Source organism: Glutamicibacter sp. M10 (assembly GCF_025452055.1).
Classification (GTDB): Bacteria; Actinomycetota; Actinomycetes; order Actinomycetales; family Micrococcaceae; genus Glutamicibacter.
In genome coordinates this window covers 3336248-3362591 of record NZ_CP104918.1, presented here as the reverse complement: position 1 = coordinate 3362591, position 26344 = coordinate 3336248, and the positions used below count along the sequence as shown (strand labels likewise).

24 protein-coding genes and 3 pseudogenes are annotated in these 26344 nt (G+C 60.4%); 17 read left to right on the top strand and 10 right to left on the bottom strand.

Annotation, left to right across the window (positions count from 1 at the left end; all coding sequences use genetic code 11):
* The first annotated feature begins 19 nt into the window (after positions 1 to 19).
* The 6 genes from N6V40_RS16300 (at position 20) to N6V40_RS16275 (ending at position 5761) form a co-directional block, all read left to right on the top strand.
* Positions 20 to 766, top strand: coding sequence for an ABC transporter ATP-binding protein (locus N6V40_RS16300; protein WP_262198240.1), 747 nt, complete (start codon positions 20 to 22; stop codon positions 764 to 766).
* The gene (locus tag N6V40_RS16295; RefSeq protein ID WP_262198239.1) at positions 766 to 2967 is read left to right on the top strand and encodes an ABC transporter permease; all 2202 of its coding nucleotides are present in this window, start codon (positions 766 to 768) and stop codon (positions 2965 to 2967) included. Before N6V40_RS16300 ends, N6V40_RS16295 begins: the two co-directional genes overlap by 1 nt.
* Positions 2968 to 3183: 216 nt before the next feature.
* The gene (locus N6V40_RS16290) at positions 3184 to 4299 is read left to right on the top strand and encodes a sensor histidine kinase (RefSeq protein WP_262198238.1); all 1116 of its coding nucleotides are present in this window, start codon (positions 3184 to 3186) and stop codon (positions 4297 to 4299) included.
* Positions 4296 to 4967, top strand: coding sequence for a response regulator (locus N6V40_RS16285; RefSeq protein WP_262198237.1), 672 nt, complete (start codon positions 4296 to 4298; stop codon positions 4965 to 4967). Before N6V40_RS16290 ends, N6V40_RS16285 begins: the two co-directional genes overlap by 4 nt.
* Before the next feature lie 79 nt (positions 4968 to 5046).
* Entirely contained in the window at positions 5047 to 5391 is a 345-nt protein-coding gene (locus N6V40_RS16280) for a TM2 domain-containing protein (RefSeq protein WP_262198236.1), read from the top strand.
* 136 nt (positions 5392 to 5527) lie between these two features.
* The gene (locus N6V40_RS16275) at positions 5528 to 5761 is read left to right on the top strand and encodes an SHOCT domain-containing protein (RefSeq protein WP_262198235.1); all 234 of its coding nucleotides are present in this window, start codon (positions 5528 to 5530) and stop codon (positions 5759 to 5761) included.
* 53 nt (positions 5762 to 5814) lie between these two features.
* On the opposite strand, the pseudogene N6V40_RS16270 reads toward N6V40_RS16275, so the two are convergent.
* Positions 5815 to 7199, bottom strand: a pseudogene (locus N6V40_RS16270) (MFS transporter).
* A 128-nt stretch (positions 7200 to 7327) separates the two neighbouring features.
* On the opposite strand from N6V40_RS16270, the gene N6V40_RS16265 reads away from it, so the two are divergent.
* Entirely contained in the window at positions 7328 to 8227 is a 900-nt protein-coding gene (locus N6V40_RS16265; protein WP_262198234.1) for a LysR family transcriptional regulator, read from the top strand.
* A gap of 32 nt (positions 8228 to 8259) precedes the next feature.
* Entirely contained in the window at positions 8260 to 8616 is a 357-nt protein-coding gene (locus tag N6V40_RS16260; RefSeq protein ID WP_262198232.1) for a VOC family protein, read from the top strand.
* Here the strand turns inward: N6V40_RS16260 and N6V40_RS17490 are convergent.
* Genes N6V40_RS17490 through N6V40_RS16245 form a run of 4 tightly spaced genes read right to left on the bottom strand, consistent with a single transcriptional unit; the run spans position 8564 to position 10384 of the window.
* Positions 8564 to 8902 carry a helix-turn-helix domain-containing protein gene (locus tag N6V40_RS17490; protein ID WP_315973721.1) on the bottom strand — a complete coding sequence of 113 codons (339 nt, stop codon included), beginning with the start codon at positions 8900 to 8902 and terminating at the stop codon, positions 8564 to 8566. The two genes, N6V40_RS16260 and N6V40_RS17490, sit on opposite strands and share 53 nt — an antisense overlap.
* Complete coding sequence (locus N6V40_RS17485) at positions 8851 to 9225, bottom strand: response regulator (RefSeq protein ID WP_315973720.1); 375 nt, start codon at positions 9223 to 9225, stop codon at positions 8851 to 8853. Before N6V40_RS17485 ends, N6V40_RS17490 begins: the two co-directional genes overlap by 52 nt.
* Positions 9222 to 9425, bottom strand: coding sequence for a hypothetical protein (locus tag N6V40_RS16250; protein WP_262198231.1), 204 nt, complete (start codon positions 9423 to 9425; stop codon positions 9222 to 9224). The genes N6V40_RS17485 and N6V40_RS16250 overlap by 4 nt, the downstream gene beginning before the upstream one ends.
* Positions 9422 to 10384 carry a sensor histidine kinase gene (locus N6V40_RS16245; RefSeq protein ID WP_262198230.1) on the bottom strand — a complete coding sequence of 321 codons (963 nt, stop codon included), beginning with the start codon at positions 10382 to 10384 and terminating at the stop codon, positions 9422 to 9424. Before N6V40_RS16245 ends, N6V40_RS16250 begins: the two co-directional genes overlap by 4 nt.
* 108 nt (positions 10385 to 10492) lie before the next feature.
* On the opposite strand from N6V40_RS16245, the gene N6V40_RS16240 reads away from it, so the two are divergent.
* The 5 genes from N6V40_RS16240 (at position 10493) to N6V40_RS16220 (ending at position 14311) form a co-directional block, all read left to right on the top strand.
* Positions 10493 to 11275 (top strand): GAP family protein, encoded by a 783-nt coding sequence (locus tag N6V40_RS16240; RefSeq protein ID WP_262199767.1) that lies wholly within the window; start codon positions 10493 to 10495, stop codon positions 11273 to 11275.
* A gap of 69 nt (positions 11276 to 11344) precedes the next feature.
* Entirely contained in the window at positions 11345 to 11842 is a 498-nt protein-coding gene (locus N6V40_RS16235; protein ID WP_262198229.1) for a hypothetical protein, read from the top strand.
* Between the two features lie 92 nt (positions 11843 to 11934).
* Positions 11935 to 12771 (top strand): exodeoxyribonuclease III, encoded by an 837-nt coding sequence (locus N6V40_RS16230; protein ID WP_131090218.1) that lies wholly within the window; start codon positions 11935 to 11937, stop codon positions 12769 to 12771.
* 9 nt (positions 12772 to 12780) lie between these two features.
* Positions 12781 to 13797 carry a tryptophan--tRNA ligase gene (gene trpS / locus N6V40_RS16225; protein WP_262198228.1) on the top strand — a complete coding sequence of 339 codons (1017 nt, stop codon included), beginning with the start codon at positions 12781 to 12783 and terminating at the stop codon, positions 13795 to 13797.
* A gap of 7 nt (positions 13798 to 13804) precedes the next feature.
* A complete protein-coding gene (locus N6V40_RS16220) occupies positions 13805 to 14311 on the top strand; it encodes a 2'-5' RNA ligase family protein (protein WP_165477367.1) in 507 nt (168 codons plus the stop codon).
* A 65-nt stretch (positions 14312 to 14376) separates the two neighbouring features.
* Here N6V40_RS16220 and N6V40_RS16215 read toward each other — a convergent pair.
* The 5 genes and pseudogenes from N6V40_RS16215 to sdhC form a co-directional block, all read right to left on the bottom strand.
* Positions 14377 to 15827 (bottom strand): annotated as a pseudogene (locus tag N6V40_RS16215) (catalase).
* 129 nt (positions 15828 to 15956) lie between these two features.
* On the bottom strand, positions 15957 to 16739 hold the full coding sequence (locus N6V40_RS16210; RefSeq protein ID WP_131090214.1) for a succinate dehydrogenase iron-sulfur subunit: 783 nt from the start codon (positions 16737 to 16739) through the stop codon (positions 15957 to 15959).
* Positions 16739 to 18525: pseudogene (gene sdhA, locus N6V40_RS16205) on the bottom strand (succinate dehydrogenase flavoprotein subunit). The gene N6V40_RS16210 and the pseudogene sdhA overlap by 1 nt, the downstream one beginning before the upstream one ends.
* 53 nt (positions 18526 to 18578) lie before the next feature.
* Positions 18579 to 19025 carry a succinate dehydrogenase hydrophobic membrane anchor subunit gene (locus N6V40_RS16200; RefSeq protein ID WP_131090212.1) on the bottom strand — a complete coding sequence of 149 codons (447 nt, stop codon included), beginning with the start codon at positions 19023 to 19025 and terminating at the stop codon, positions 18579 to 18581.
* Positions 19026 to 19028: 3 nt separating this feature from the next.
* Positions 19029 to 19409: a succinate dehydrogenase, cytochrome b556 subunit gene (sdhC, locus tag N6V40_RS16195; protein WP_131090211.1), complete on the bottom strand. Its 381-nt coding sequence runs from the start codon at positions 19407 to 19409 to the stop codon at positions 19029 to 19031.
* Positions 19410 to 19688: 279 nt separating this feature from the next.
* On the opposite strand from sdhC, the gene N6V40_RS16190 reads away from it, so the two are divergent.
* The 4 genes from N6V40_RS16190 to N6V40_RS16175 all read left to right on the top strand — a co-directional run bounded on the left by N6V40_RS16190 (position 19689) and on the right by N6V40_RS16175 (position 26250).
* Entirely contained in the window at positions 19689 to 20804 is a 1116-nt protein-coding gene (locus N6V40_RS16190; RefSeq protein WP_131090210.1) for a mannose-1-phosphate guanylyltransferase, read from the top strand.
* A gap of 215 nt (positions 20805 to 21019) precedes the next feature.
* Positions 21020 to 23164 (top strand): choline BCCT transporter BetT, encoded by a 2145-nt coding sequence (gene betT, locus N6V40_RS16185; RefSeq protein ID WP_131090209.1) that lies wholly within the window; start codon positions 21020 to 21022, stop codon positions 23162 to 23164.
* Entirely contained in the window at positions 23161 to 24675 is a 1515-nt protein-coding gene (locus tag N6V40_RS16180; RefSeq protein WP_262198227.1) for an aldehyde dehydrogenase family protein, read from the top strand. The genes betT and N6V40_RS16180 overlap by 4 nt, the downstream gene beginning before the upstream one ends.
* Positions 24676 to 24687: 12 nt before the next feature.
* A complete protein-coding gene (locus N6V40_RS16175; protein WP_131090207.1) occupies positions 24688 to 26250 on the top strand; it encodes a GMC family oxidoreductase in 1563 nt (520 codons plus the stop codon).
* Positions 26251 to 26344: the final 94 nt, after the last annotated feature.

Below are 26344 nucleotides of genomic sequence, written 5' to 3'. Positions count from 1 at the left end.
GAACAACTCAAGGAGAACAATGAATACGGTGCGACTGGAATCGGTCAGCAAGGTTTATGGCAAAGGCGAGCAGGAGGTGGCCGCCCTGCACAATGTGTCGATGCAATTCACGAAGGGGTCTTTCACCGCACTGATGGGACCTTCGGGCTCAGGCAAGAGTACCTTCTTGCAATGTGCCGCCGGGTTGGACCAGCCAACCTCGGGCACGGTGTACTTAGAAGAACAGGAAATTAGTGGACTCGATGAGACCGCGCTCAGTGAGTTGCGCCGGGAACGGATCGGCTTCGTTTTCCAGTCCTACAACCTGCTGCCAGTGCTCACCGTGCAGCAGAATGCGGCCCTGCCACTGCGCCTGGCCGGTCGCAAACCCAGCCGGGCGCAGCTGAATAATGTGCTGGAGCAGGTGGGCCTGACCCAGCGCAAAAACCACCGGCCCGCAGAACTTTCCGGCGGCCAACAGCAGCGCGTCGCCATCGCTCGGGCTCTCATTAGCGAACCGGCGGTGATTTTCGCCGATGAACCGACCGGTGCGCTGGATACCGGTAGTGCACGAGAAATCCTGAGCCTCTTGCAGCATTCGGCCCAGGTGCAAGGGCGCACCATCATCATGGTTACCCATGACCCGGTGGCAGCTTCCTATGCTGACAGGGTGATCTTCTTGGCCGACGGGCAGCTGGCCGGTGAGCTAGAGAACCCCACACCGGAAGCGGTCGCCGAGCGACTGACCCATCTAGGTGAGTCTGCATTCAACCAGGCGGCAAACTAATGCTGCAACTTGCTCTGCGCACTCTGCGCTTTCGTACCGGTTCATTCATGGCGGCCTTTGCCGCTATGTTTTTCGCCGCGCTGATCCTGATGGGCTGTGGCGGTTTGATCGAAACTGGGATCCGCACCGCGGTGACCCCAGGACAGCTGGCTTCCGCTGACCTAGTAGTGGCCGGAAACCAGGAGTACTTTGGTACCGGCCAAGACCCCGATGAACCGGCGATCCTTCCCGAACGTGTGCGGATCGATGCCGACCTACAGGCCACAATCCAGGCGCTGCCCGGGGTGCAACACGTTGAGGCACACATTTTTGATGCGCCAGCTCCGGCCGGAAAGATCGACGCGCTCAGCGTGCTCGCGACTCCCGGCACAGACCTAGCACAATTGCGTGAATTGATCGACACCGTCGACCCGGAAGCCATCACACTCACCGGGGCCGAACGCGGTCAGGCCGAACACGGTCAAGCCAAAGCTAGCGGCAGCACCGTGATGGCGCTCGCCGGGGTCTTCACCGCCTTCGCGTTACTGGTTTCGATCTTCGGTGTCAGCTCCATGCTCGCCCTGTCCATCACCCAGCGCCAGCGCGATCTGGCCCTACTGCGCGCCATCGGTGCCACCCCCAAGCAGGTCCGCTCCTTGGTATTCCGGGAGACCCTACTGCTGGCGTTGGTCGCCGCAGCCCTGGCCGTAGCACCGGGACAGGTGCTGGGACAGGGAATGTTCGGGTTGCTCAAAAACCAGGGGATTGCCGCCGACTCACTGGTCTTCCACCAGGGATGGATCCCCACGGTGTGCGCCATGGCGGTTGCGTTAATTGCAGCGTTGGCCGGTGCGCTCAGTGCCGGCAAGCGTGCGGCGGACATCAAGCCCACCCAGGCGCTGGCCGAATCCGAGGGCCAGAACAACGGAAAAACTCGGCTGCTGGTTGGCGCCGGAGTATTGGCTGCGGGCCTCGCCGCAACCATAGTCACCCTAAGCATGGCAGGTCCGCTGATGGCGGCCACCGGTGCCCCGGCAGTCCTGCTGCTCGCGGTGGGCTTCGCGCTGATTTCCCCGGTACTGGCCAAGGTGTGCACCTTTGTGGTGCAGTGGCCGGCGTTGGCCTTGGGCGGGATTACCGGGCAGCTTGCGGTGCTCAACGCCCGCGGTGGCGGCCGGATGGCTGCGGTAATGGCCCCAGTTATCTTGCTGACCGGCGTATCTACTGGATTGCTCTACCTGCAGTCCACCAATGACGCTGCCGATCGGCAGAGTTTCGCTAGCACCGTGGTGGCCGACGCGGTGGTGGAAGGCGATAAGCTCAGCCCAGAACAGGTCGCCCAGCTTAATGAAATTCCCGGGGTTTTTGCCTCACCTTATGTGCAGAGCACCGGTTTTATTGAGTCGCCTCACAAGACCTCTGAGGGATGGACCCTCGTGGGAGTTAGCGCCGGTGGAATCCAGAGGGTTACCGCGGCCACCGGGGAAATTCAGAACTTTGAAGGTCAGCGCGTGGCCATCGAAGAGCAGCACGCGGCAGAACTTGGGGTGCAACCAGGGGATCACATTACGCTGCGGCTGGGGGACCGTACCGCTGACGAATTTGAGGTTGCAGGTTTGTTCACTGCCCCGGCCGGCTATAACAGCCTGCTGTTGCCGGCCGATACCCTGGCCGAACACACCACCCGCGGCATCACCCGCGCACTGATTTCCGCCGAGGGGGTCTCAGAACAAGAGCTTATGCAGCGCTTGAACCAGTGGGCCGCCGGGCAAGATCTGACGGTTTCGGGCAGCGAGGCACTGCTGGCCGAGTACGACCAACAGAAGCATACGGCGAACTTCGCGCTGTACATTATGGTCCTGATGGTTGCCGGCTACGCTGCGATCACGGTCATCAACACGCTGGCTTCGAGCATGATTGTGCGCCGCCGAGAATTCGGGGTGCAACGCTTGGCCGGTGCAACCCGCAAACAGGTGCTGCAGATGGTCAGTATTGAAGGTGGCATCGTCGCACTGTGCGCCACCGCGATCGGCACCCTGGCTGCCGGACTGATTGTGGTTCCGGTCAGCGTGGAACGATTGGGCAGCGTGTTGCCGGCAGGTTCGCCGTGGCTCTACCTAGCGCTGGTCGCGTTCACCGTGGTGCTAACCATGGGCTCGATGCTGATCCCAGCAGTGCGAGTAACCCGCGGTCGCCCGGCTGAAGCTGCCCTTTCGGTATAACCAAGGCCCCGGCAAAAATTGCCGGGGCCTTGCGCCTGCCAAGAGGACAACGACTGCGCGTCCGGTGTCGCCTTGACCGGTTCGGCCAAATTTCTCGCCCGACACAGGCGTTGTAGTAATTGGGTGTATCGCACCCGGGCGTACTCCTAGGGGAGTAGTCACCTGACCACCGCGGGCAGCATGCCGATGGCAGGCACCGCGAGTATTCTCGGTACTATGACTACCCGTCGGCGGCCTCCACTGTTATTCCTTCCGCTGGTGATCGCCGTCCTCCAAGTTTTCGGAACGCATGTTGCTTCATTGCGTCAGGGCGCTGACTTCACTGTGCCGGCCCTGCTTCTTTTGCTGGCCGGACCAGCGTTTTTGGTTTTACGGCGCCGGGCTCCCGGACTCACCGTGGCCGGATGTGCGGCGATGACCTTGGCCTACGTGGCGGCCGGTTTTCCCAACGGTCCCTTTGCGGTGTCCCTGGCCATCGGATTGGTGCTCGCACTAGTCTCCCGGGCTCGGTGGTGGGCGTGGGGTTCGGCTGCTGCTTTTGCCGCCGGGATCCTCGGAATTTCCCTCTGGCGGGGTGAATCGCAGTACTTCGGTCTGCTCTGGCTGGTCGTCTTGTTGCTCGGCGGGGAACTGGCCAGAGCCGGCCGGTTGCGCCGGGTTGAGCGTCGACGGGCCGCAGCCGAACAGCTTAAGCATCAGGCCGATCAGGAACGGTTGGCAATCGCCCGCGACATTCACGATGTGGTGGCACACTCCCTGTCGATGATCAACGTGCAGGCCTCGGTCGCCTTGCATTTAGCGCAGAAGGATCCCGATTCGGCCAAGCTGCTCGAAGCCTTGTCCAATATCAAGGACGGCTCTGCCCAGTCGCTGGCAGATGTGCGTCAGGTCCTCTCGGTGCTTCGCCAGGACGCGCCGCGCATCCCGAGTCAGCGCTTGGAACAAATTCCAGAATTGCTCTCGGGACTTACCGGGCTCCAAACGCACTACTCGCCGCCGGATAAAGAGCCCGACTGGGTGGATGAAAAAGTGGAGAACACCATTTACCGGGTGGTGCAGGAATCGCTGACTAACGTGGTGCGTCACGCCCAGGCCAGCCAGATTGAGGTGGCTGTGCAACTCACCGAGACGAAGGCGCAGGTGAGTGTGACCGACAACGGGATCGGTCTGGGCGACGCGGAAGAAGGTAATGGCCTACGAGGATTGCGCGAGCGGGTCCAGTCCCTAGGCGGGACCGTCAGTTTGGACACCAGCGACTTGCCCGGCTCCACCCCCGGCGCCCGTATCACCGCCCTTATCCCGGCCCCGCCAGCACACCAGGAGAAATCATGAGCATCCGCGTATTAATAGTCGACGACCAGTCGCTAATTCGTGCCGGTTTCAGCGCATTGTTGGAAGCCGAGGCTGACATGTCGGTGCTTGGTTCAGCCGGTAGTGGCACCGAGGCTGTGCAGCTTGCGCGCGCCACCAAACCGGATATCGTGCTGATGGATATCCGTATGCCCCACGGTGATGGCATTACTGCGACCGCCCAGATTACCGCCGAACTGCCCACCCGGGTGATCATGCTGACCACCTTTGAACTTGAAGACTACATTTTGGATTCGATCCGTGCTGGAGCCAGCGGATTTCTGGTCAAGGACACCGAACCAGCCCAGCTCATTGAGGCGGTCCGCATCGTAGCTGGCGGGGATTCGCTGCTTTCGCCCAGCGTCACCCGCACGCTGCTGAGCCAAATCGCTACGGGCACACACAAGAAACTTCCTGTCGATCCTCGTTTGGCCGAGCTCACCACCCGGGAACGTGAAGTACTGGTGCAGATCGGCACCGGAAAGACCAACGCGGAGATCGCTGCGGCACTTTTTATCACCCCGCTGACCGCAAAAACCCATGTTTCACGAATCATTGGCAAGCTGGGCGTGCGTGATCGCACTTCGTTGGTGGTGCTGGCCTACGAATCCGGTTTGATCACGCCCGGTGATGCACTAGACGACGCGTAACTTACGCTCGGTTGAGCATCAATTCTCAAGCTGTCGGATAAAATGAGGTAATCACTCAACACACTTCAGCGAGGGAATCATGAGCGAATATCCAGGCGGACAGCCACAGCGCCCCTACGAGCACCAACAACAACCCATCCAGGTCAACAACCACATTGTTGTTGTGAACCAAAAGAACACGCTTGTCGCGTACGTGCTGTGGTTCTTCCTCGGCCAGCTTGGTATCCACAAGTTCTACCTTGGTCAGGTTGTTGCCGGCATCGTTTACCTGGCCTTGGGCATCATTGGTTGGGCCACAACCTTCATCCTGATCGGCTGGGTGCCATTGGGCGTGCTCTGGGTCTTGCTGATTATCGACATTTTCACCATCCCAGGCACGGTGGCCCGCATCAACCAGCGTGGTGCCGAGAGATACACGTATTAGTGGACATAGAGCCTGCTCCGGGAGTATCTGGACAGCTCGAAGTGTCTTCCATGGGCGGATGTGTCGGCGGGGTCAATCGCGGGACAGTGGATATATCAGGACCTAAGGTCCCACACATCCACCAAGGAGTTTCACGATGTTCCCGACAGTTCTCGCCCATGCGGCAACCTACGGACCAGGCCCGTTCTGGTTCTTCCCGATTTTCTGGTTCCTGGTAATTGGTTTGCTGATCTTCACCATCAAACGCCGCCGCTGGCAGCACCAAGGCCCCGGAGGTGCAGAAGGGGTTTTGCGCGAGCGCTACGCCCGCGGGGAGATCGACGATACCGAGTACCGGCAGCGACTTGAGGTCCTGCGCACCAAGAAATAACCGTTAAAACACTTCAGGGCCCGCCAAGAGCGGGCCCTGAAGTGTTTAAGGGATTAGACCTTTTGTGTCGCCTTCACCGGTTCAGCACGGCGCTTGTCAAATACCAGCGCACCAACTTCCTGCTCGGCCTGGTTGCGGAAGGACAAATCGATGCCGCTGCGATCGCGAATCAGCGAGACCGCGGTGAAGGATACCGCCACCACAATCAGCAGGTACACGGCCACCGCGGTAGTGCCACCGGTAGCTTGGACCAGCGCTTGAGCGATCGTCGGTGCAAACGCGCCGCCGACGATCGCTCCGATCGGGTAGGAGATCGAGACGCCGGAGAAACGCACCGAGGAGGGAAGAGCTCGGAGTACAGCGCCGCCTGCGGGCCGTAGGTCAGACCCAGGCCGATGGAGAACAGCCCGAAGGCTACGTAGAGCAGTCCCAAGGAGCCGGTGTTCACGAGGGCAAAAACCGGGAATAGCGAAAGCGCCAAGACGATGAAGCCCAGCTGGTAGGTGCGCTTGCGGCCGATCTTATCTGACAGCAGCCCGGCCACCAGCGTCATGACCAGCCAGATCGCGGCACCAAAGGCCACCGCCACCAGCACATCGGTGCGCTCCAGGCCAATGGGGCCTTCTGGGTTGGTGGTGTAGGACTGGAAGAACCCGCCGGTGGTCATGTACCCGGCGGCATTGTTGCCGGCAAATACCAGCGCGGCGACGATGACCAGCGGCCAGTGTTTTTTGAACAGCACCAAGACCGGTACCTTGGTCTGCGCCTTGTGCTCGGCGATCTCCTCGAACACCGGGGACTCGTCCACGGACCGGCGGACAAAGTAGCCCACCAGGATCAGCACAATCGAGACGAGGAATGGCACTCGCCAGCCCCAGGCCATAAACGCGTCGCCCGGAGAAACCACCCCGGTCATCAGTGCCATGGTGCCCGAGGCGAGCAGCATGCCCAGCGGCACGCCAACCTGCGGGTAGGAACCATTTCGGCCTCGGTGGCCTTCGGGTGCGTGCTCCACCGCCATGAGCACCGCTCCGCCCCATTCGCCACCGGCCGAGACACCCTGCAAGATGCGCAATAACAAGAGCAGCACCGGCGCCCATAGTCCAGCGGTTTCGTAGGTCGGCAGAACGCCGATCAGCGTGGTGTAGGCACCCATCAGCGCCAGGGTGAGTACCGGCATGGCCCGGCGGCCGATTTTGTCGCCAAAGTGCCCGGCCAAAAACGCACCGAGTGGGCGGAAGAGGAAGGATAGGCCTACCGAGGCGAAGGAGATCAGCAGCGCAATCTCCTGGCCTGCGGGTTCAAAGAAGAGCTTGGAGAAGACCAAGTCGGCGGCGGTGGCGTAGATGAAGAAGTCGTACCACTCCACGGTGGTGCCGATGACGGTGGCGAAGGCGACGCGTCGTTGGTTCGCCTTGATGGCGTGTGCTGTTGTCATGAAGCTTCCCTTGCGAGCGGGGGCTCGGACACCTGTCACTCGACCCTGAGTTGTGGATAACTTCAGTGTGACAGTGGATACAGGTAAGGTAAACTTCAAATTTATGCACAACTTCTGAAGGTGAGCTTATGTATTCGATGCGCCATTTGGAAATCATGGCCGAGCTACCCGGGCACACAACCCTCGGCTCGGCGGCCAGCGAACTACGGATCTCCGAATCGGCGTTGTCCCAAGCGATTACCACGATCGAACGCCTAGCTGGCGAGAGCTTATGCCTGCGTCGCAAGGCCCACGGCTTTAGCCTCACCGCCTCCGGGCACCACTTCGCGACGAGGGCCAGAAAAATCATGACTGAGGTCGGCGAGCTGAGTGCAACCTTCCCGCAAAGCGACGGCAAACTGCGCGGGCCGGTCCGTTTTGGTTGCTTCGCCTCACTCTCACCGCACCTAATTCCGGCCACCCTGCAAGGCTTCGACCATCCGGCCGTGCAGCTAGAAGTGCGGGTAGGAACCCATGATCAATTACTGCCCGCGCTGCGCACCGGCGAGCTGGATGTTGCTTTTGTCTACGATCTGGCGCTGCCCGCGGAACTGGATAAACAACAGATCTACCGCACAGAAATGCAAGTAGTGCTGCACCCCGAGCACCGGCTGGCCAAACTTAAGCGGCCCCTAGAATTGGCAGATCTCGCCGATGAATCGCTAATCATGTATGAGTCCGAGCCCAGCACCGATTACCAGATGCAGCTCTTCGCCTCCCAAGGCCTGACGCCCAAAATTGTCGCGTCCGTGCCGCAGATGATTTTGGTTTCTGCCATGGTCGGCCGCGGGCTGGGTTATGGGTTACTGATGCGCCGCCCCAATAACGCCGAGGTCTCGGTGGAGGGTCGGGAGTTAGCCTTCCGCGAACTCAAAGCACCCAACTATCCCAACGCGGTAGTCGCCATCACCCCGCGCGGCATGCGCATACCCGCGCGAGTGCAAGCACTGATCGATCACTGCACCTGCGCAATGGCTGAATCCTGGTAGACGCACGGAGCACACACGCGCATAATGGGGCCATGATTGGCACATGGCAGGCCACGGTCATCGATTGTGAAGACCCCGATGCACTGGCCACATTTTACGAACAGCTCTTAGGCATGGTGAGGATCGACAATGAGCCCGACTGGGTGTCGATCGGCGATGCCCCGGACCGCCCGGCGCTCGCGTTCCAAGCCGTCAGCCCCTATGTTGCGCCGCAATGGCCCGGGCACGTGCACCCACAACAAGTCCATCTTGATGTGAAAGTCGACGATCTGGATCTGGCCGAAGAACAGGTGCTGCACTTGGGCGCCAAGGTCACCGGTGAGGGAACCAAGACCTTCAGGGTGTACCTAGACCCGCAGGATCATCCGTTCTGTTTGGTGAGCTGGTAGCCGCGTAGGCGATCTTCGCCGCCTGCAGCCGGGTCGAGACTCCGAGCTTGGCCAGCACCTGGGAGACATGCGTCTTCACGGTGCTCTGCCCGATGCCCAGCCGCTGCGCCAATTGCGGGTTGCTCAGCCCTTCGGCCAACCCGTCGAGCACCTCGCGTTCCCTGCCGGTCAAGCCATCAGGCAGCTTCGCGGTGCCGGGCTCCGGCGCCAGCGCCCGGGCCAGAATCCGCGCAGTCACCTGCGGATCCAGCACCGATTCGCCGCGGCCGGCGGCACGCACGCCCATGATGATCGCCTGCGGTTCGGCGCTCTTGAGCAGGAACCCGTGCGCCCCGGCCTGCAGCGCGCCAAAAGGTACTGGTCGTCATCGAAGGTCGTGAGCACCACGACGCGGCAGCTGCCATGCAGCGCCTTGGTGGCCTCGATGCCATCGAGCACCGGCATGCGCAGGTCCATCAGGATGACGTCGGGGGACAGGGCACGGGCCATGGAAATGGCCGATCGCCCGTCGGCCGCTTCGCCCACGACTTCCAGGTCTTCCGCGGCCTGCAGCACCAGCCGGATCCCCATGCGCACGGTGGCATGGTCATCGACGATCAGGACTTTCACGGCTTCTCCATTGCTTCAATTGGTCCGGGGAATTCCACGCGCACCTCGAAATCCGGGCCGGTGCGCACCTCGAACCGCCCATCGAGCGCGGCGACTCGGGTCCGGATATTCTCCAGCCCGGTCCCCGCTCCGGGGGCGCGGCCGGCGTCCTGGCGCAGCCCGTTGCTCGCCGTGATCGCCAGGCCCTTCTCCTGGATCACGCTAAGTTCCAGGGTAGTGCTCGGGGCATGCTTGGCGTGGTTGACCAGCAGCTCGCAGACCGTGCGGTGCGCGGCGGTATGCACCGCCGGGCCGAAGCGCTGCGGATGCGCCACCCGGTACTCCCAGCGCACCGGGCTGCCGAATCCGGCCACCAGCTCGGGCAGGTCCTCGATCCGCGCCTGCAGCGCAGGGCCGCCGGCATGCAGCATCCGCACCATTGCGGCCATGTCCTCCAAGCCGGAAACCGACTCATCGCGGATGCTCTGCAACGGTGCCCGCGCAGCCGGGGTGCGGCCGGAAGCAGGGCGCCGGAAAGCAGGGCGATCGACGAGAACCGGGCCGAGAGCACGTCATGCATCTCGCGGGCCAACGCGGTGCGCTCCTGGACGCGAGAAAAGTCGTGCTCGGCGACCAGCTGGTCTTCGCGTGCATCGGCCGCCGACTGCACAGCCTCTGCCCGCTGGGCTTCTGCCCGGGCCAGTTCCTTCGCGGTGCGCACATTCTCCGCCCAGAGCATCGGCGTGAAGAGGATGAAACCGGCCATGAGCAGGACCAGCACCACCTCCTGCGGATTCCGGGTGCCTAGCCAGGTGGCGATGGCCAGCGAGATGGCGGCCAGGCACAGCAGCGCCAGCGCCACCGTTCGGGTGCGGACCGAACCGAGCAGGAACAGCCCGAAGACGCACTCGAAGACCAGGAAGTATCCGCCGATGCTGCCCACGGCCAGCAGGCCGGCGCCGGCGAGCAGCATGGCCACGGAGCTGGCTACGAGAAAACGGCGACGGACCAGCACGGCGGCCAAGCCGATGAGCAGCAGGACGATCCATTCGTATCCGCGGATCGCGAACCATGGGGGATTGGCCAGTCCCGAAAGATGCAAGATGACGGTGAGCACCAGATAGGTGCCGACGACCTCGGGTTCCTTGTCTCCGCTGCCCATCCGCCGAATGAAGTTCATGCTTCCAGCATCCCCGAACTGGCTGCCCGCCGGTATCCCCTTAAGGAGGAGAAAGCGCAGCCCACTGGCCGATACCGCGAATCGGCAGGGCGCGGAACAGTGGAAACCATGGACATCATGACGAGCAATCCCGAACTATCCCTTCTCATCCTGGCGCTGATCGACTCGACTAGCATCGGCACCCTGGTCATTCCGCTGTGGCTGCTGCTCAGGGGGCGCCGCGAAGCCATTGCCAAGGTCCTGGCCTACCTGCTGGTGATCGCCGGATTCTACTGGATCGTCGGGGTGCTGCTGCGCAGCGGGTTACTGCTCATCGATCCCGGCATCTTCCAGCACCGGATCTTCCGGCTGGCCGGAATGGCGGTCGGGGCGCTGATGATCATCTGGGCGCTCACCTACCGCACCGATGCGCAGAAGGAAGCCAGCGCACGGAAGAAAGCCATCGCGCATAGCGGCGCGGCACCTGAAGGACCGGCACCGAGCCCGGCGGACGCAACCGGCCAGGTGCCGCGGCGCTTGCGCAGCCGTTTGGGAACTGCGCTGGATACCCGCACCGGGTTGATTACCCTGGCCCTGTTCGCCGGCCTCTTGGAACTGCCCACGATGCTTCCCTACCTGGCGGCCGTCGGGGTGATGCAGGGTGCCGGCTGGGGCACCAGCGTGCAGCTGCTCGCGCTGATCGGCTACTGCTTGGTGATGATCGTCCCGGCGTTGGTGCTGGTTGGCGCCCGTGCGCTCGCCGGCCCGCGCATCGAAGCCTGGATGCAGAAGATGGGGGCCAAAGCCTCGGCCTACGCCCAGGAAACCCTTGGCTGGGTGGTGGGCATCGGCGGATACTTGCTCATTCGCGCATGCCTTTCCGGGCAGGACCTGCACAGCTTGTTCGGCTAACCACGCTGTGGGCGAAAGCGCGGGCCGCCAATTGGCTTGCGGTGGGCAGGTGGTGCGAGAATTGGTGCTATGGAACCTCTAGGCAGCAGCGCGAAGCAGGGCAAGAAGATCTCCCTGAACGCATCAACATTGGCAATGGCCGTTATGGTCATCGTTCTTCTGGTGGCAGTGGTCTTCGCCGCCAACTCCAACGAGATCGTCGGCTGGTTTGTTGTCGTGATTTCCGCTGGCTGGCTGCTGCTGGCCGCCTTCATGATGTTCGGCCTCAAGCGTGGGGCCGATCGGATCAACACCTCCTTGCGTGAAGCCACCGCCGCGGCCACCCCGCGTGCCCAGGCCGGCACCGTGGTGGTTGATGAGTCCACCAGCCAGCGCGATATGAAGCTGGACCACTCGTTCAAGATCGTCCAGGTCCAGGCCCGCGTGGTCTCCGAACAGCGTGCGGCCAACGGCCCGGAGTCCGAGGCGATGATCGATCGGGCACTGGAGACAATCCAGATGACCGCCGCCAATGCGCGGGACATGATCAAGCCGGCCAAGCCGATGGACGGCGAAATAATCGACTAACACTTTGGGGCAACGCACACGCGTTGCCCTTTCTCATTCGGCTCAGAGGTGATCAACGCGTAATTGGTCGCAGAATTTTGTAAGCTGGTTAGGTGATACCTACCAGCGTGGAAATTCTGAGCAAGGACGCCGGCGCTTTGCGCGTTGCGTCGGTCAACGTCAACGGCATTCGCGCCGCCTACAAGCGCAATATGGCCGACTGGATCGCCGCCCGCGACGTCGACATCCTGTGCCTGCAAGAAGTGCGCGCACCGGATCAAGTCCTGCGCGATCTGATCGGCGAGGGCTGGCACATTTTGCACGCCGAAGCCAAGGACAAGGGCCGCGCTGGCGTGGCTGTACTCTCGCGCCTTCAACCGGTTGCCGTGCGCGAAAACATCGGCGAGGAGTACTTCGCAGAATCCGGCCGTTGGGTCGAAGCAGACTTCGAGGTCAACGGCGAGATCTTCACCGTCGTCTCCGCCTATGTGCACTCCGGCGAACTGGGCACGCAAAAGCAGGAAGATAAGTACCGCTTTTTGCAGCGCATGAACGTGCGCCTAGTCGAGCTGAAAAATGAGAAGGACCATGTTCTGGTGGTGGGCGATCTGAACGTCGTGCACACCGAGAAGGACATCAAAAACTGGAAGCCAAACCACAATAAGCGCGCCGGTGTGATGGACGAGGAGATCGCCTACTTTGACGGCTTCTTCGGTGAGACGGGCTACAAGGACGTGGCCCGCGAGCTCGCCGGCGATGCACAGGGCCCCTACACCTGGTGGTCCTTCCGTGGGCAGGCCTTCGACAACGACGCAGGTTGGCGTATCGACTACCACATGGCCACCCCCGCCCTTGCCGACAAGGCCATCAAGTCCCACGTAGACCGTGCCTCGGCCTACGATTTGCGCTTCTCCGACCACTCACCGCTGGTCGTCGACTACCAGTTCTAAGGAACCACAATGAACACCAACCGTTCTCGCGTCCTCTCGGGCATGCAGCCATCGGCCGATTCGCTGCACCTAGGCAACTACTTGGGCGCACTGGTCAACTGGGTTAAGGCCCAGGACGAGTACGAGGCGTTTTTCTTCATTCCGGACATGCACGCGATCACCACGCCGCAGGATCCACAAGCGATGCGCACTCGCACCCGGGTGACCGCTGCCCAGTACATCGCTGGCGGCATTGACCTGGACAAGTCCACCTTGTTTGTCCAGTCCCAGGTGCCCGAGCACGCACAGTTGGGCTGGGTGCTCAACTGCATCACCGGCTTTGGCGAAGCCAGCCGGATGACCCAGTTTAAGGACAAGTCCTCCAAGGGTGGCGCGGATGCCGCCAGCGTGGGCCTATTCACCTACCCCATCCTGATGGCTGCGGACATTTTGCTCTACCAGCCACAGGGCGTGCCGGTGGGCGATGATCAGCGTCAGCACGTGGAACTGGCTCGCGACTTGGCCAAGCGCTTTAACCACCGATTTGGTGAGACCTTCACCGTGCCCGAGGCCTTCATTCCCAAAGAGGGCGCACGCATTTATGACCTACAGAACCCGACGTCCAAGATGTCCAAGTCGGCTGAGTCGCCCGCTGGCCTGATCAACGTGCTCGACGAACCGAAGCTGATCGCCAAGCGCATCAAGTCCGCGGTCACCGATGCCGGGTCCGTGGTGGCTTATGACAAGGCCGAAAAGCCTGGGGTATCCAACCTGCTTGATATCCTGGCCGCCGTGACCGGCAAGCACGTTCCGGAACTGGTCAACGAGTTTGAGGGCAAGATGTACGGTCACCTCAAGGTGGCCGTGGCCGAGGCCGTGGTGGAAGCGCTGACCCCGGTCCGCACCCGCACCCTAGAGCTGCTTGATGATCCTGCGGAGCTTGATCGCCTGCTGCTCGCCGGTGCCACCAAGGCCCGCGAAGTCGCCTCGAAGACCGTGGCCGACGTATACCAGAAGGTCGGCTTCCTGCCGCCGTTGGGTATCTAGGAATCAGATGGTTTACACCCTGGGCGTAGTGATCCCGGTGCCACAACCGCACCGGGAGACTTTACGTGCCTGGCGCCGGGAATTCGGGGGAGCGGCGACCGAGGTCATCGCCCCACATATCACCTTGGTCTCGGGCTCGTACCTGCATTCATGGGAGAAGGCGGCGGCCCAGGTGCGCCGAGTAGCAGCCACGGTGGAGCCTTTCACCATCCAGCTGGGTCCGGCTCGAACCTTCCGGCCGGCCAGTGACGTGGTTTTCTTGCCGCTAGAAACCGGCACGGATGAATGCTGGAAGCTGCATCGTGCGCTGCTGGGCGACGCACTGCGGCACGAATCAGCCTTCGCCTACCATCCGCACCTGACCATCGCCCAGAACGTGCCTGCGCGGCAATTGGACGCCGCGGAGGCTGCGTTGGGTCAGGCGCATCTGTCCTTCGCGGCGGATCGCATCCATTTGTTCGATACCCGTGGCGGGGATTGGAACTTCAGCGAGGACATCGCATTGGGCTCCTAGGCTCCCAAAATGCCATGCAGAAAACGCCAGCCTCAAGGCTGGCGTTTTCTGTGCTCACTGGCGGTTTACTTCTGGCGGACGTTGGCCTCGATCTTCGCTCCGGTGTCCGCGTCGATGTTCTTCCAGTACTCGATCGCGTTGGACAGCACCGGTTCGATGACCCCGTCCAGCGCCCCGGTGACAGTTTGGACCAGTTCGGCGCGCTGGGCATCATCCATCACCTCGCGGACCAGAATGCCGGGCTGGACGAAGTCCCCGTCGTCCTTGCGCACCGTGTAGGCCTCGCGGACCAGTTCGCCGTCGGACTCGAAGGAAGTCTCCGCCGGACCGGTTTCATCGCTCCACGAGTCCCCAAAGGAGTTTGGCGCGTAGACGCTGCGATCGCCGGTGTGCTCGTAGGTCATATTCCCTTCGAAGTTGTACGAGTGCACCGGGCACTTGGGCTTGTTCACCGGCAGCTGCTGGAAATTGGTGCCGATGCGGTAGCGCTGTGCGTCAGCATAGGCGAAATTGCGTCCCAGCAGCATCTTGTCCGGGCTCATCCCCATGCCCGGGACCATGTTCCCGGGGAGAAGGCTGCCTGCTCGATCTGCGCGAAGAAATTCTCCGGGTTCTTATTCAGCGTCATGGTGCCGACCTTGATCCGCGGGTAGTCCTTCTTGGACCAGACCTTGGTCAAATCGAAGGGGTTGAACCGGTAGGTCTTCGCTTCCTCGTACGGCATGACCTGCACGTACAGGTCCCACTGCGGGAAATTGCCGGCCTTGATCGCTTCGAACAGGTCGCGGCGGTGGAAATCGGCGTCGGCCCCGGCCAGTTCCTCGGCCTGTGCCCCGCTCATGGTCTCGAACTTCTCGGACTGCTTGTTCAGGAAGTGGTACTTGACCCAGAACTTCTCGCCGGCTGCGTTGACCCACATGTAGGTGTGCGAGCCGTAGCCGTTCATCTCGCGCCAGGTCTTGGGCAAGCCGCGCTGGCCCATGATGTAGGTGACCTGGTGGGCGGATTCGGGGTTCTGCGTCCAGAAGTCCCACTGCATTGTGCCATCGCGCAACCCGGAATCGGGAAGCCGCTTCTGCGAGCGGATGAAGTGCGGGAACTTCATCGGGTCACGGACAAAGAAGACCGGGGTATTGTTGCCGACCAGATCGAAATTGCCTTCGGTGGTGTAGAACTTCATCGCGAAGCCGCGCACATCGCGCCAGGTGTCCGGTGAGCCCAGCTCGCCGGCGACGGTGGAGAAGCGCATCAGTGCTTCGGTTTTCACCCCGGGCTGGAACAGCGCCGCCTTGGTGTACGCCGAGATATCTTCGGTGGTTTCGAACTCTCCGAAGGCTCCGGCGCCCTTGGCGTGCGGACGGCGTTCGGGCACGTTCATTCGGTTGAAATGCTGCAGGGTCTCGATCAGGTGGTGGTCGTGCAGCACGATCGGCCCGTTGGGGCCCACGGTCAGCGAGTTGCGGTCGCTGGCTGCCGGGATGCCTGCCTGGGTTGTCGATGTTGGTTCACTGGCCATGTTTTGCTCCTGCGCGTTGTGGTGCATTGGGAAAGGGCGAGTACTGCCCATCATGCCACGACACGCGCAGGAGTTGAAGGGGTGCAAAAAGGCCCGAACCATCAATGGTTCGGGCCTCTTGGCGCGTCCTTAGACGGTGCGCGAGAGAATTGCCTGCTTAACCTCGGCGATAGCCTTGGTTACCTGGATGCCACGTGGGCATGCTTCGGAGCAGTTGAAGGTGGTGCGGCAACGCCACACGCCTTCCTTGTCGTTCAGGATTTCCAGACGCATGTCGCCTGCATCATCGCGGGAGTCGAAGATGAAGCGGTGTGCGTTCACGATCGCAGCTGGGCCGAAGTACTGACCGTCGGTCCAGAACACTGGGCAGGAGCTGGTGCACGCGGCGCACAGGATGCACTTGGTGGTGTCATCGAACTTCGCGTGGTCCTCAGCGGACTGGTAGCGTTCCTTGGTTGGTTCGTGGCCCTTGGAGATCAAGAATGGCATGATCTCGCGGTAGGACTGGAAGAACGGTTCCATGTCGACGATGAGGTCCTTTTCAAGGGGCAGGCCCTTGATGGCTTCAACGGTGATCGGCTTGGAGGTGTCAAGGTCCTTGAGCAGGGTCTTGCAGGCCAGGCGGTTACGGCCGTTGATGCGCATCGCGTCGGAGCCACACACACCGTGCGCGCAGGAGCGGCGGAAGGACAGCGAGCCGTCGTGCTCCCACTTGACCTTGTGCAGGGCATCGAGCACACGGTCGGTGCCGTACATGGTCAGCTTGAAGTCTTCCCAGTAAGCATCCGCGGTGGCTTCTGGAAGGAAGCGGCGAACGCGCAGGGTGATGTCGAAGCTAGGGATTTCTCCGCCGCCACCAACACCAGGCTTCAGCTCAATTTTTGATGGGGGTTCTGGCAGTTCGGTGCTCATTAGTACTTACGCTCCATTGGCTGGTAACGGGTAAAGATGACCGGCTTGGTTTCCATGCGGATACCCCGGATGTCTTCGGTGATAGCGTCGGCATCGCGGAAGGACATCGAGTGCTTCATGAAGTTCTCGTCATCACGGTTCGGGAAGTCTTCGCGGTAGTGACCGCCGCGGGATTCCTTGCGGTGAAGGGCAGCGACGATCATAACCTCGGCCAAGTCCAGCAGGAAGCCGAGTTCTACAGCTTCGAGCAGATCCAGGTTGAAGCGCTTGCCCTTATCCTGGATGCCGATGTTCTTGTAGCGGGTGCGCAGTTCTTCAACAACGCCACGGGCTTCCTTCAGGGTGTTCTCATCGCGGAATACCTGGACGTTAGCGTCCATGGTCTCCTGCAAGATGGTGCGCAATTCCGAAACGCGCTCGGTGCCGTTGGAATCCAACAGGGCCGAGAGCTGCTCGGTAACAAATACCTCTGGGTTTTCAGGCAGTTCAACAAATTCAGCGGTCTTGGCGTATTCAGCGGCCGAGATGCCGGCGCGCTTACCAAAGACGTTGATGTCCAACAGCGAGTTGGTGCCCAGACGGTTCGATCCGTGCACCGATACACAAGCAACCTCACCGGCAGCGTACAGACCTGGAACAACGGTGTTGTTGTCCTGCAGTACCTCTGCGTCGATGTTGGTTGGCATGCCACCCATGACGTAGTGGGCGGTTGGGAACACTGGTACTGGCTCGGTGTATGGTTCCACACCCAGGTAGGTACGAGCGAACTCGGTGATGTCTGGAAGCTTGGCATCGATGTGTGCTGGTTCCAGGTGGGTCAAATCCAGAAGGACGTAGTCCTTGTTAGGACCGCAACCGCGGCCTTCGCGCACTTCGTTAGCCATCGAACGAGCCACGATGTCTCGTGGTGCCAAGTCCTTGATGGTTGGAGCGTAGCGCTCCATGAAGCGCTCACCGTCGGAGTTACGCAGGATTGCGCCTTCGCCACGAGCAGCTTCGGAGAGCAGGATGCCCAGGCCGGCCAAGCCGGTTGGGTGGAACTGAACAAACTCCATGTCTTCCAGTGGAAGACCCTTACGGAAGGCAATGCCCATGCCGTCACCGGTCAGGTGTGTGCGTTGGAGGTGGTCTTGAAGACCTTGCCGGCACCACCGGTTGCGAAGATGATCGACTTTGCCTGGAACACGTGCAGTTCGCCGGTAGCCAGGTCGTAGGAGACAACGCCAGCAACACGCTTCTGCTTGTAGGCGGTGCCGTCCTCGCGGTAAGCATCTTCTTCAACGGTCAACAGGTCAAGTACGTAGAACTCGTTGTAGAACTCAACGTTGTGCTTGACGCAGTTTTGGTACAGGGTCTGCAGAATCATGTGACCGGTGCGGTCTGCTGCGTAGCAAGCGCGGCGCACGGCGGCTTTGCCGTGGTCGCGAGTGTGGCCACCGAAGCGACGCTGGTCAATCTTGCCTTCTGGGGTTCGGTTGAAGGGCAAGCCCATCTTTTCCAGGTCGAGCACGGCGTCGATGGCTTCCTTAGCCATAACCTCTGCTGCGTCCTGATCAACCAGGTAGTCGCCACCCTTAACGGTGTCGAAGGTGTGCCATTCCCAGTTGTCTTCTTCGACGTTGGCAAGTGCTGCACACATACCACCCTGGGCTGCACCGGTGTGCGAGCGGGTTGGGTAAAGCTTGGTTAGCACTGCGGTGCGTGCACGCTGACCGGATTCGATCGCTGCGCGCATACCTGCACCACCGGCACCGACGATGACTACGTCGTACTTATGTACCTGCATTCTTGATGCTCTCTTTTCTAAAAATCTATCTTGCTATCGGCTGAAACGAGGAGTTACAGGCACTGCTGTAGCTGGCTACCAGTGACACAAGGATCGAAGGTGAAGATCACCAGGGAGCCCAGCACGATGATGAAGATTGTTGCGACGTACAGAATGCCCTTGAGCCAAGCGCGGGTTGCGTGCTTTTCTGCGTAGTCGTTGATGACGGTGCGCACTCCGTTGGCGCCGTGCAGCATGGCTAGCCACAGCAGTGCCAAGTCCCAGAACTGCCACAGCGGTGAAGCCCACTTGCCAGCAACAAAGCCGAAGCCGATGCCGGAAATGCCTTCGCCGACCATGAGGTTGGTGAACAGGTGGCCGAAGATCAACACGATCAGTACTACGCCGGAGAGGCGCATGAACAGCCATGCCAGCTTCTCGAAGCTGCCGTGCGACTTCGGTCCGCGCTTGTACTTAGGATCAATGCGCTGGCTGCGGGGAGCAGGAATAGAAACGCTCATGGCTTAGTGGCCTCCCAAAGCGATCGACAGGTGACGGATTGCGAAAGCTGCGAAGACGATAACCCAGAGGATCAAAACACCCCAGAGCATCTGGCGCTGGTACTTGGTACCCTGCTTCCAGAAGTCCACCAGGATCAGACGCAGACCGTTGAATGCGTGGAAAAGGATTGCTGCAACCAGACCGACTTCACCAAAAGCCATCCACGGAGTCTGGTAGGTGCTGATGATGGCGTTGTAGGCGTTAGCATCAACGCGGACCATTGCCGTGTCGAGTACGTGCACCAGCAAATAAAGAAAAATAGCGACACCGGTGACTCGGTGTCCCACCCAGGACCACATGCCTTCATGGCCGCGGTAAAGGGTGCCTGACGAAGTCTTCGACACTGAACTTAACCTCCAAGGCTCGCAACGGCGCATGTGTATATTGCACACAATGAGATTTGACGCACTTGTGCGAGCGTTCCTTGTGCGAGTCTAAACCACATGGCACACTGCAATCTATTTCGTGTCGAGTTCCTGTGAGCATGTTCACCGAATAGCACCAAAAAAGCGCCCAGTGGCTGATATTTCGGGCTTATTACCGCATACTTACCGTTCGTATTTCCGCGCAATGAAAGATGTCAATGGACGGAATTATCCACCGGATGAATTAGTCTGGAATGCGTGAATGCAGACCTATTAGCCAGATTCCACGGCGTGATCCCCGCCGGCGGTGTTGGTACCCGATTGTGGCCGCTGTCCAGGGCTTCGGCTCCCAAGTTTTTGCACGATCTGACAGGCTCCGGATCGACGCTGATTCGTGCCACCTATGACCGCCTGGTCCCGCTGGCCGGTGAACGCATTATGGTGGTCACCGGTCGTGCCCACCGTGGAGCGGTAGTCAGCCAGTTGCCGGAACTGTGCGACGAGGATCTGGTGCTTGAGCCAGAGCCGCGCGACTCCGCGGCAGCGATCGGGCTGGCCGCAGCCATCTTGTACCGCCGCGATCCGAACATCATCATGGGTTCCTTTGCCGCCGACCAGGTCATTGAGCCGGTGCAGGTGTTCCAAGAGGCTTTGAGCGAAGCCATTCATACCGCGGCCACCGGCAAGATCGTGACCATCGGTATCCATCCGACTCATCCATCCACCGCCTTCGGTTATATCCGCACCGGGCAGCTGCTGGATATCCCTAACGCGCCCACCGCTCGTGGTGTGGTGGAGTTTGTGGAGAAGCCGGACGAGGATACCGCACGCAAGTATCTGGCCTCGGGTGGATTCTTCTGGAACGCAGGCATGTTTGTCGCCCCGGTGAGCCTGATGCTTGAGCACCTTGAAGCCAATGAACCTGCGCTGCACGCCGGACTAATGAAAATCGCAGATGCCTGGGAAACCGAAGCACGCGACGAGGTCATGCGTGAAGTCTGGCCCGATCTGCCAAAGATCGCCATCGACTATGCGGTAGCCGAACCCGCAGCCGCCGCAGGAGATGTGGCAGTGATCCCCGGCGTCTTTAACTGGGACGACGTGGGAGACTTCGCCGCGATCGGCCGCTTGAACAAGGCCAGTGCCGAAGAGGGCATCATTAACCTCGGAGACAAGCAGGTCCGCGTGTATGCCGATAACGCTACCGGCGTGGTCTACTCGGATCGTCCGCGGGTCATCGCGCTGGTCGGCATCGAAGACGTGGTGGTCGTTGATACCGCCGACGCGCTGTTGGTAACTACCAAGGAGCACGCGCAGAAGGTCAAGCAGACCGTGGAGGCTCTAAAGGCTGACGGAGCCACCGAGGTGCTCTAGGAGCCAAGAGCTGGCGAAAAACACTGTTGGGCCAAGCCGAGATGTACAACAAAAACCGTTGTATGTCTCGGCTTTGTCATTTTTGACGTAATTATGAATTATCTCCCAACTAGGATTTAATATGCCGACCTGACCTCACGTTTTATGTGGCTTTCCGTAGAGGTAAAGCCAAAATGGCCGCCAAAAGCCGTGGGCGCGTTGATAGGTTGGAAGACATGACTACGGCCAAGATGAACGATGAGTTGTCCAAGTCCGAAAGCAATTCTCCGCCTGGTTCGCCACCGCCAGCGGAAAAAACAAGAATCAACAAGGTGGTGTTTTACGGCTCGGCACTACTGGTGCTGGCCATTGCCCTGTGGGCGATGATCGACCGCGAATCAGCAAGCGCCGTAATTACCACCACGGTGAACTGGATCGGCAAAAACTTCGGCTGGTACTACACCCTGATTGTGGTCTCGGTACTCGTTTTTGTTGTGGGTATCGCAATTTCCAAGGTGGGCAAGACCCGCCTGGGGCCGGATCATTCGCGTCCCACCTTCAACATGTTCACCTGGGCGGCCATGCTATTTGCCGCCGGCATCGGCATCGATTTGATGTTCTTCTCGGTCTCCGAACCGGTCACCCAATATCTGGCGCCGCCGGCCATTGAAGGCTCGACCGTAGAAGCGGCACGACAGGCGATGGCCTGGACGCTATTCCACTACGGCCTGCTCGGCTGGGGGCTGTACGCACTGATCGGCCTGGCGCTGGGCTACTTCGCCTACCGGCACAACCTTCCACTATCCATCCGCTCGGCGCTGTACCCGATTTTAGGTAAGCGCACCGAGGGCTGGATCGGGCACACCGTGGATATCGCCGCCATGCTCGGCACCATCTTTGGTATCGCCACCTCCCTGGGCATTGGTGTGGCGCAGCTGAACTACGGGCTGAACTTTATGTTCGGCATCCCGGAGAACCGCTCGTGGCAGATCATCCTGATCGTCATTGCGGTCATTATGGCCACCGTCTCGGTACTGACCGGTGTGGAAAAGGGCATCCGCCGGCTCTCCGAGCTGAACGTGGTGCTGTGCATTGCGCTGATGCTCTTTGTACTGATCACCGGTTCCACCGCGTACCTGTTCGACGGCATCGTGAACAACATCGGCGACAGCATCGCCATGTTCCCCTCCATGGCGTTGGATACCTTCGCCTATGACCGTCCAGATGAATGGCTGAACGGTTGGACGTTATTCTTCTGGGCCTGGTGGATCGCTTGGGCTCCATTTGTGGGACTGTTCCTGGCACGTATTTCGCGCGGGCGCACCATCCGCCAGTTTGTCATCGCCGTGCTGGTGATTCCTTTTGCGTTCATTCTGCTGTGGATCTCGATCTTCGGCAATAGCGCACTGGAACTGGTCCGCTCGGGCAATACCGCCTTTGGAGAGGTGGCGATGAATACCCCAGAGCGTGCCTTCTACTCGCTGCTGGAACAGATGCCTTTTGCCCCGGTGACCGCGGCGATCGCAACCTTCACCGGTCTGCTGTTCTACGTCACCAGTGCCGACTCTGGTGCGCTGGTGATGGCCAACTTCACCTCGCACCTCAAAGACCCACAGGCCGACGGCTCCAAACCGGTACGACTGTTCTGGTCGTTGGCCACCGGCCTGCTGACCTTGGGCATGCTCTTTGTTGACGGGGTGCCCACCTTGCAGGGCGCCACGGTGATTATGGGATTGCCCTTCTCCTTTGTTTTGGTGTTGATCATGCTGGGGCTCTTTAAGTCCCTGCGCATGGAAACTGCACTGGCGGATAGCTACCAGAACAACATGCACAAGGTGCTCACCAGCCGCATGGGATCAAATTCGGATCGACGCAATTGGAAGCAGCGCATGACCCGCGCAATGACCTACCCGGGCCGGCGTTCAACTACCCGGTTCCTGAATGAGACCGCGTTGCCTGCCCTGCAGGAAGTCAGCGAGGAATTCACCGTTCGTGGGGCCAAGGTCAGCCTGGAAATCGAACAGGTGGAGCACCTGGGATTGGATTCGCTGGATCTGGTGGTCGCCAACGGAGAAGAACGTCCGTTTAAGTACCAGATCTATCCGGTGCAGCTGCAGGTGCCAAGCTTCGCGCGAGTTTCCTCGGGCAAAAACGATTACTTCCGCGTCGAAGTTTTCTCCCAGGAAGGCAGCCACGGTTATGACCTGATGGGTCTGACCAAGGAGCAACTGATCTGCGATGTGCTTGATCAGTACGAAGCGCACCTGGTGTTCCTCGAAGCGCAGACCGAACTTGCCGCCCCGAGCCAGATCAACGCCAGTGGGGCATCCAAAACCCACTGGGAATCAGATTTTGAAACGACACCGAAAGAGGAAGCATGAGTTTTCCACGCAATGAAAATCCGCGCCTACACAGTGGCGCCACCCTATTTATCAACGGTGAATTCCAGGCGGCCGCCAGTGGTGCCACCCGCACCATCAAGTGCCCGGCCAACGGTATTGAGGTAGCCACGGTCTCCGAGGCTGCCCAAGAGGACTCCGAACGCGCCATCGCTGCCGCTCGCGCTTCCTTTGACTCAGGCATCTGGTCCCAGGTCCCGGCCGGTGAACGTGGAGACTTCCTACTGAAGGTCGCCGATCGTTTGGTTGAACGCAAGGACGAATTTGCGCTGGCCGAAACCCTGGATACCGGCAAGCGCCTGGTCGAATCCGAAATTGATATGGACGACATCACCAACAGCTTCCGCTACTTCGGCAAGCTCGCCGGAAACGACGCCGGACGTCTGGTAGATGCCGGGGATGCCAATATCCTCAGCCGCATCACCTACGAACCAGTCGGTGTGGCCGCGATGATCACCCCATGGAACTATCCGCTGCTTCAGGCCGCCTGGAAAATTGCGCCGGCCATCGCCGCAGGCTGCTCCTTTGTGCTCAAGCCAGCCGAGCTGAGCCCGTCCACCGCGATCTTGATGATGGAAATCCTCGACGAGCTGGGCCTGCCCAAGGGTGTGGCCAACCTGGTCACCGGTACCGGTGCACAGGCTGGGGCGATCCTCTCCGAGCACCATGATGTAGATCTGGTCTCCTTCACCGGCGGTCTGGTTACCGGTCGCAAGGTGGCTGCAGCCGCAGCGGGCACGGTGAAGAAGGTGGCACTGGAACTGGGTGGCAAAAACCCGAATGTCATTTTTGCCGACGCCGATTTTGATGCCGCCGTTGACAACGCGTTGAACGCAGCATTTGTGCACTCCGGCCAGGTTTGCTCCGCCGGAGCTCGACTGGTGGTTGAAGAGTCGATCGCCGAAAAGTTTGTTGATGAGCTGGTGCGCCGCACCAAAAACATCAAGCTTGGTGGACCCTTTGATGAAGAAGCTGAAACCGGTGCACTGATTTCCGAGGACCACCTGGCCAAGGTGGAAGCCTACGTGCAGGCCGGCATCGCCGAAGGTGTGCGGGTGCGCTGTGGTGGACGCCGTGCTACGGCCGAGGACGGCGCAGGACTAGAAGCAGGCAGCTTCTACCTGCCGACCATTCTGGATCAGGTTCAGCGCGGCATGTCCGTGGTGGTTGATGAAGCCTTCGGTCCGGTAGTGACCGTGGAAACCTTCAGCACCGAAGACGAAGCAGTGCAGATCGCCAATGACACCGACTACGGTCTAGCCGGTGCGGTGTGGAGCCAGGATGCTTCAAAGACCCAGCGCATCGCCGCACGGCTGCGTCACGGCACCATTTGGATCAACGATTTCCACCCATACCTGCCACAGGCAGAGTGGGGCGGCTTTGGCCAGTCCGGTGTAGGCCGCGAGCTCGGCCCGACCGGCCTGGGCGAGTACCAGGAAGCAAAACATATTTACCAGAACCTGGCACCACAGGTCACCGGTTGGTTTAAGTAAGGAGCATCCCAAATGAAGCAGGAATTTGACTACATCGTCATTGGTGGCGGCTCGGCCGGCTCGGCAGTAGCAGCGCGTTTGAGCGAGGACCCCAACGTAGAAGTGGCCCTCGTTGAAGCTGGCCCCGATGATCGTAACTACGACGAAGTGCTGCAGCTAGATCGCTGGATGGAGCTTTTAGAATCTGGTCTGGACTGGGATTACCCGATCGAGGAACAGGAAAACGGCAACTCCTTTATGCGCCACGCTCGCGCCAAGGTGATGGGTGGCTGTTCGAGCCACAACTCGTGCATTGCCTTCTGGGCGCCACGCGAAGATATCGATGAGTGGGAGAGCAAGCACGGGGCTACCGGCTGGAATTCTGCCATGGCCTACCGGCTGTACAAGCAGCTGGAAACCAACGAGGACGCTGGCCCCGACGCACCACACCATGGTGACAGTGGTCCGGTGAAGCTGATGAACGTTCCCGCCAATGACCCTTGCGGTGTGGCTTTGCTTGACGCCTGTGAACAGGCCGGGATTCCGCGAGCCAAGTTCAACAACAACCAGACCGTGCTCAACGGAGCGAACTTCTTCCAGATCAACCGACGTACTGACGGAACCCGTTCTTCCTCCTCGGTCTCGTACATCCACCCCATCTTGGAGCGCAAAAACTTCACGGTGCTCACCGGGTTGCAGGCCAAGAAGCTGAACTTTGATCAGGACAAAAAGTGCACCGGCGTGGATGTTGCCAACGGAGCTTTTGGTCGCACTGTCACCTTGACGGCCCGCCGTGAAGTGGTGCTGAGCGCCGGCGCCATCGATTCGCCTAAGCTGTTGATGCTCTCGGGTATTGGGCCGGCCGAGCATCTGAAGTCCGTGGGTGTTGAGGTACTGGTTGACGCACCGGGCGTGGGTGAACACCTGCAGGATCACCCTGAAGGCGTCATCCAGTGGGAAGCGAAAAAGCCGATGCCTGAAACCTCCACCCAGTGGTGGGAGATTGGTATTTTCACCCCAACCGAAGAAGGTCTGGATCGTCCGGATTTGATGATGCACTACGGTTCGGTCCCATTTGATATGCACACCCTGCGTCAGGGCTACCCCACCGGGGACAACACCTTCTGCCTGACCCCGAACGTCACTCACGCGAAGTCTCGTGGCACGGTGCGTCTGCGCAGCTGCGACTTCCGTGACAAGCCGAAGGTGGATCCGCGGTACTTCACCGATGAGCAGGGTCATGATGCCAGGGTGATGATTGCCGGTATCCGTAAGGCCCGTGAAATCGTTGAGCAGTCGGCCATGGGGCAGTGGGCCGGGGAAGAGCAGTTCCCGGGCAAGGCTGCGCAGAGCGATGAGGAAATCTTCGACTACATCAAGCGCACCCACAACACCGTGTACCACCCGGCTGGCACTGTGCGGATGGGTGCCACCGATGATGAACTCAGCCCGCTTGATCCGCAGCTGAAGGTTAAGGGTGTTACCGGCCTACGCGTCGCAGATGCTTCGGTCATGCCCGAGTTGGTAACCGTGAATCCGAACATCACAGTGATGATGATCGGTGAGCGCTGCGCGGAACTAATTCGCGAAAGCTAGTCTCACGATTCAAGGTGGCGTCCAGCGGGAAACCGATGGGCGCCACCTTTTCTTATGCCTAAACTGTTTCGCGTTGTGGCCAAACATTACGAAG

What these genes read in the sequence shown, in the direction of transcription:
- N6V40_RS16245 (WP_262198230.1), bottom strand. Translation starts at nt 10,384, where the DNA reads ATGAACTTCATTCGGCGGATGGGCAGCGGAGACAAGGAACCCGAGGTC.
- betT (WP_131090209.1), top strand. Translation starts at nt 21,020, where the DNA reads ATGACTACGGCCAAGATGAACGATGAGTTGTCCAAGTCCGAAAGCAAT.
- N6V40_RS16300 (WP_262198240.1), top strand. Translation starts at nt 20, where the DNA reads ATGAATACGGTGCGACTGGAATCGGTCAGCAAGGTTTATGGCAAAGGC.
- N6V40_RS16180 (WP_262198227.1), top strand. Translation starts at nt 23,161, where the DNA reads ATGAGTTTTCCACGCAATGAAAATCCGCGCCTACACAGTGGCGCCACC.
- N6V40_RS16280 (WP_262198236.1), top strand. Translation starts at nt 5,047, where the DNA reads ATGAGCGAATATCCAGGCGGACAGCCACAGCGCCCCTACGAGCACCAA.
- N6V40_RS16220 (WP_165477367.1), top strand. Translation starts at nt 13,805, where the DNA reads ATGGTTTACACCCTGGGCGTAGTGATCCCGGTGCCACAACCGCACCGG.
- N6V40_RS16175 (WP_131090207.1), top strand. Translation starts at nt 24,688, where the DNA reads ATGAAGCAGGAATTTGACTACATCGTCATTGGTGGCGGCTCGGCCGGC.
- N6V40_RS16265 (WP_262198234.1), top strand. Translation starts at nt 7,328, where the DNA reads ATGTATTCGATGCGCCATTTGGAAATCATGGCCGAGCTACCCGGGCAC.
- trpS (WP_262198228.1), top strand. Translation starts at nt 12,781, where the DNA reads ATGAACACCAACCGTTCTCGCGTCCTCTCGGGCATGCAGCCATCGGCC.
- N6V40_RS16260 (WP_262198232.1), top strand. Translation starts at nt 8,260, where the DNA reads ATGATTGGCACATGGCAGGCCACGGTCATCGATTGTGAAGACCCCGAT.
- N6V40_RS17490 (WP_315973721.1), bottom strand. Translation starts at nt 8,902, where the DNA reads ATGGGCGTGCGTGCCGCCGGCCGCGGCGAATCGGTGCTGGATCCGCAG.
- N6V40_RS16210 (WP_131090214.1), bottom strand. Translation starts at nt 16,739, where the DNA reads ATGAGCACCGAACTGCCAGAACCCCCATCAAAAATTGAGCTGAAGCCT.
- N6V40_RS16235 (WP_262198229.1), top strand. Translation starts at nt 11,345, where the DNA reads ATGGAACCTCTAGGCAGCAGCGCGAAGCAGGGCAAGAAGATCTCCCTG.
- N6V40_RS16290 (WP_262198238.1), top strand. Translation starts at nt 3,184, where the DNA reads ATGACTACCCGTCGGCGGCCTCCACTGTTATTCCTTCCGCTGGTGATC.
- N6V40_RS16240 (WP_262199767.1), top strand. Translation starts at nt 10,493, where the DNA reads ATGGACATCATGACGAGCAATCCCGAACTATCCCTTCTCATCCTGGCG.
- N6V40_RS16200 (WP_131090212.1), bottom strand. Translation starts at nt 19,025, where the DNA reads ATGAGCGTTTCTATTCCTGCTCCCCGCAGCCAGCGCATTGATCCTAAG.
- N6V40_RS16275 (WP_262198235.1), top strand. Translation starts at nt 5,528, where the DNA reads ATGTTCCCGACAGTTCTCGCCCATGCGGCAACCTACGGACCAGGCCCG.
- N6V40_RS16295 (WP_262198239.1), top strand. Translation starts at nt 766, where the DNA reads ATGCTGCAACTTGCTCTGCGCACTCTGCGCTTTCGTACCGGTTCATTC.
- N6V40_RS16285 (WP_262198237.1), top strand. Translation starts at nt 4,296, where the DNA reads ATGAGCATCCGCGTATTAATAGTCGACGACCAGTCGCTAATTCGTGCC.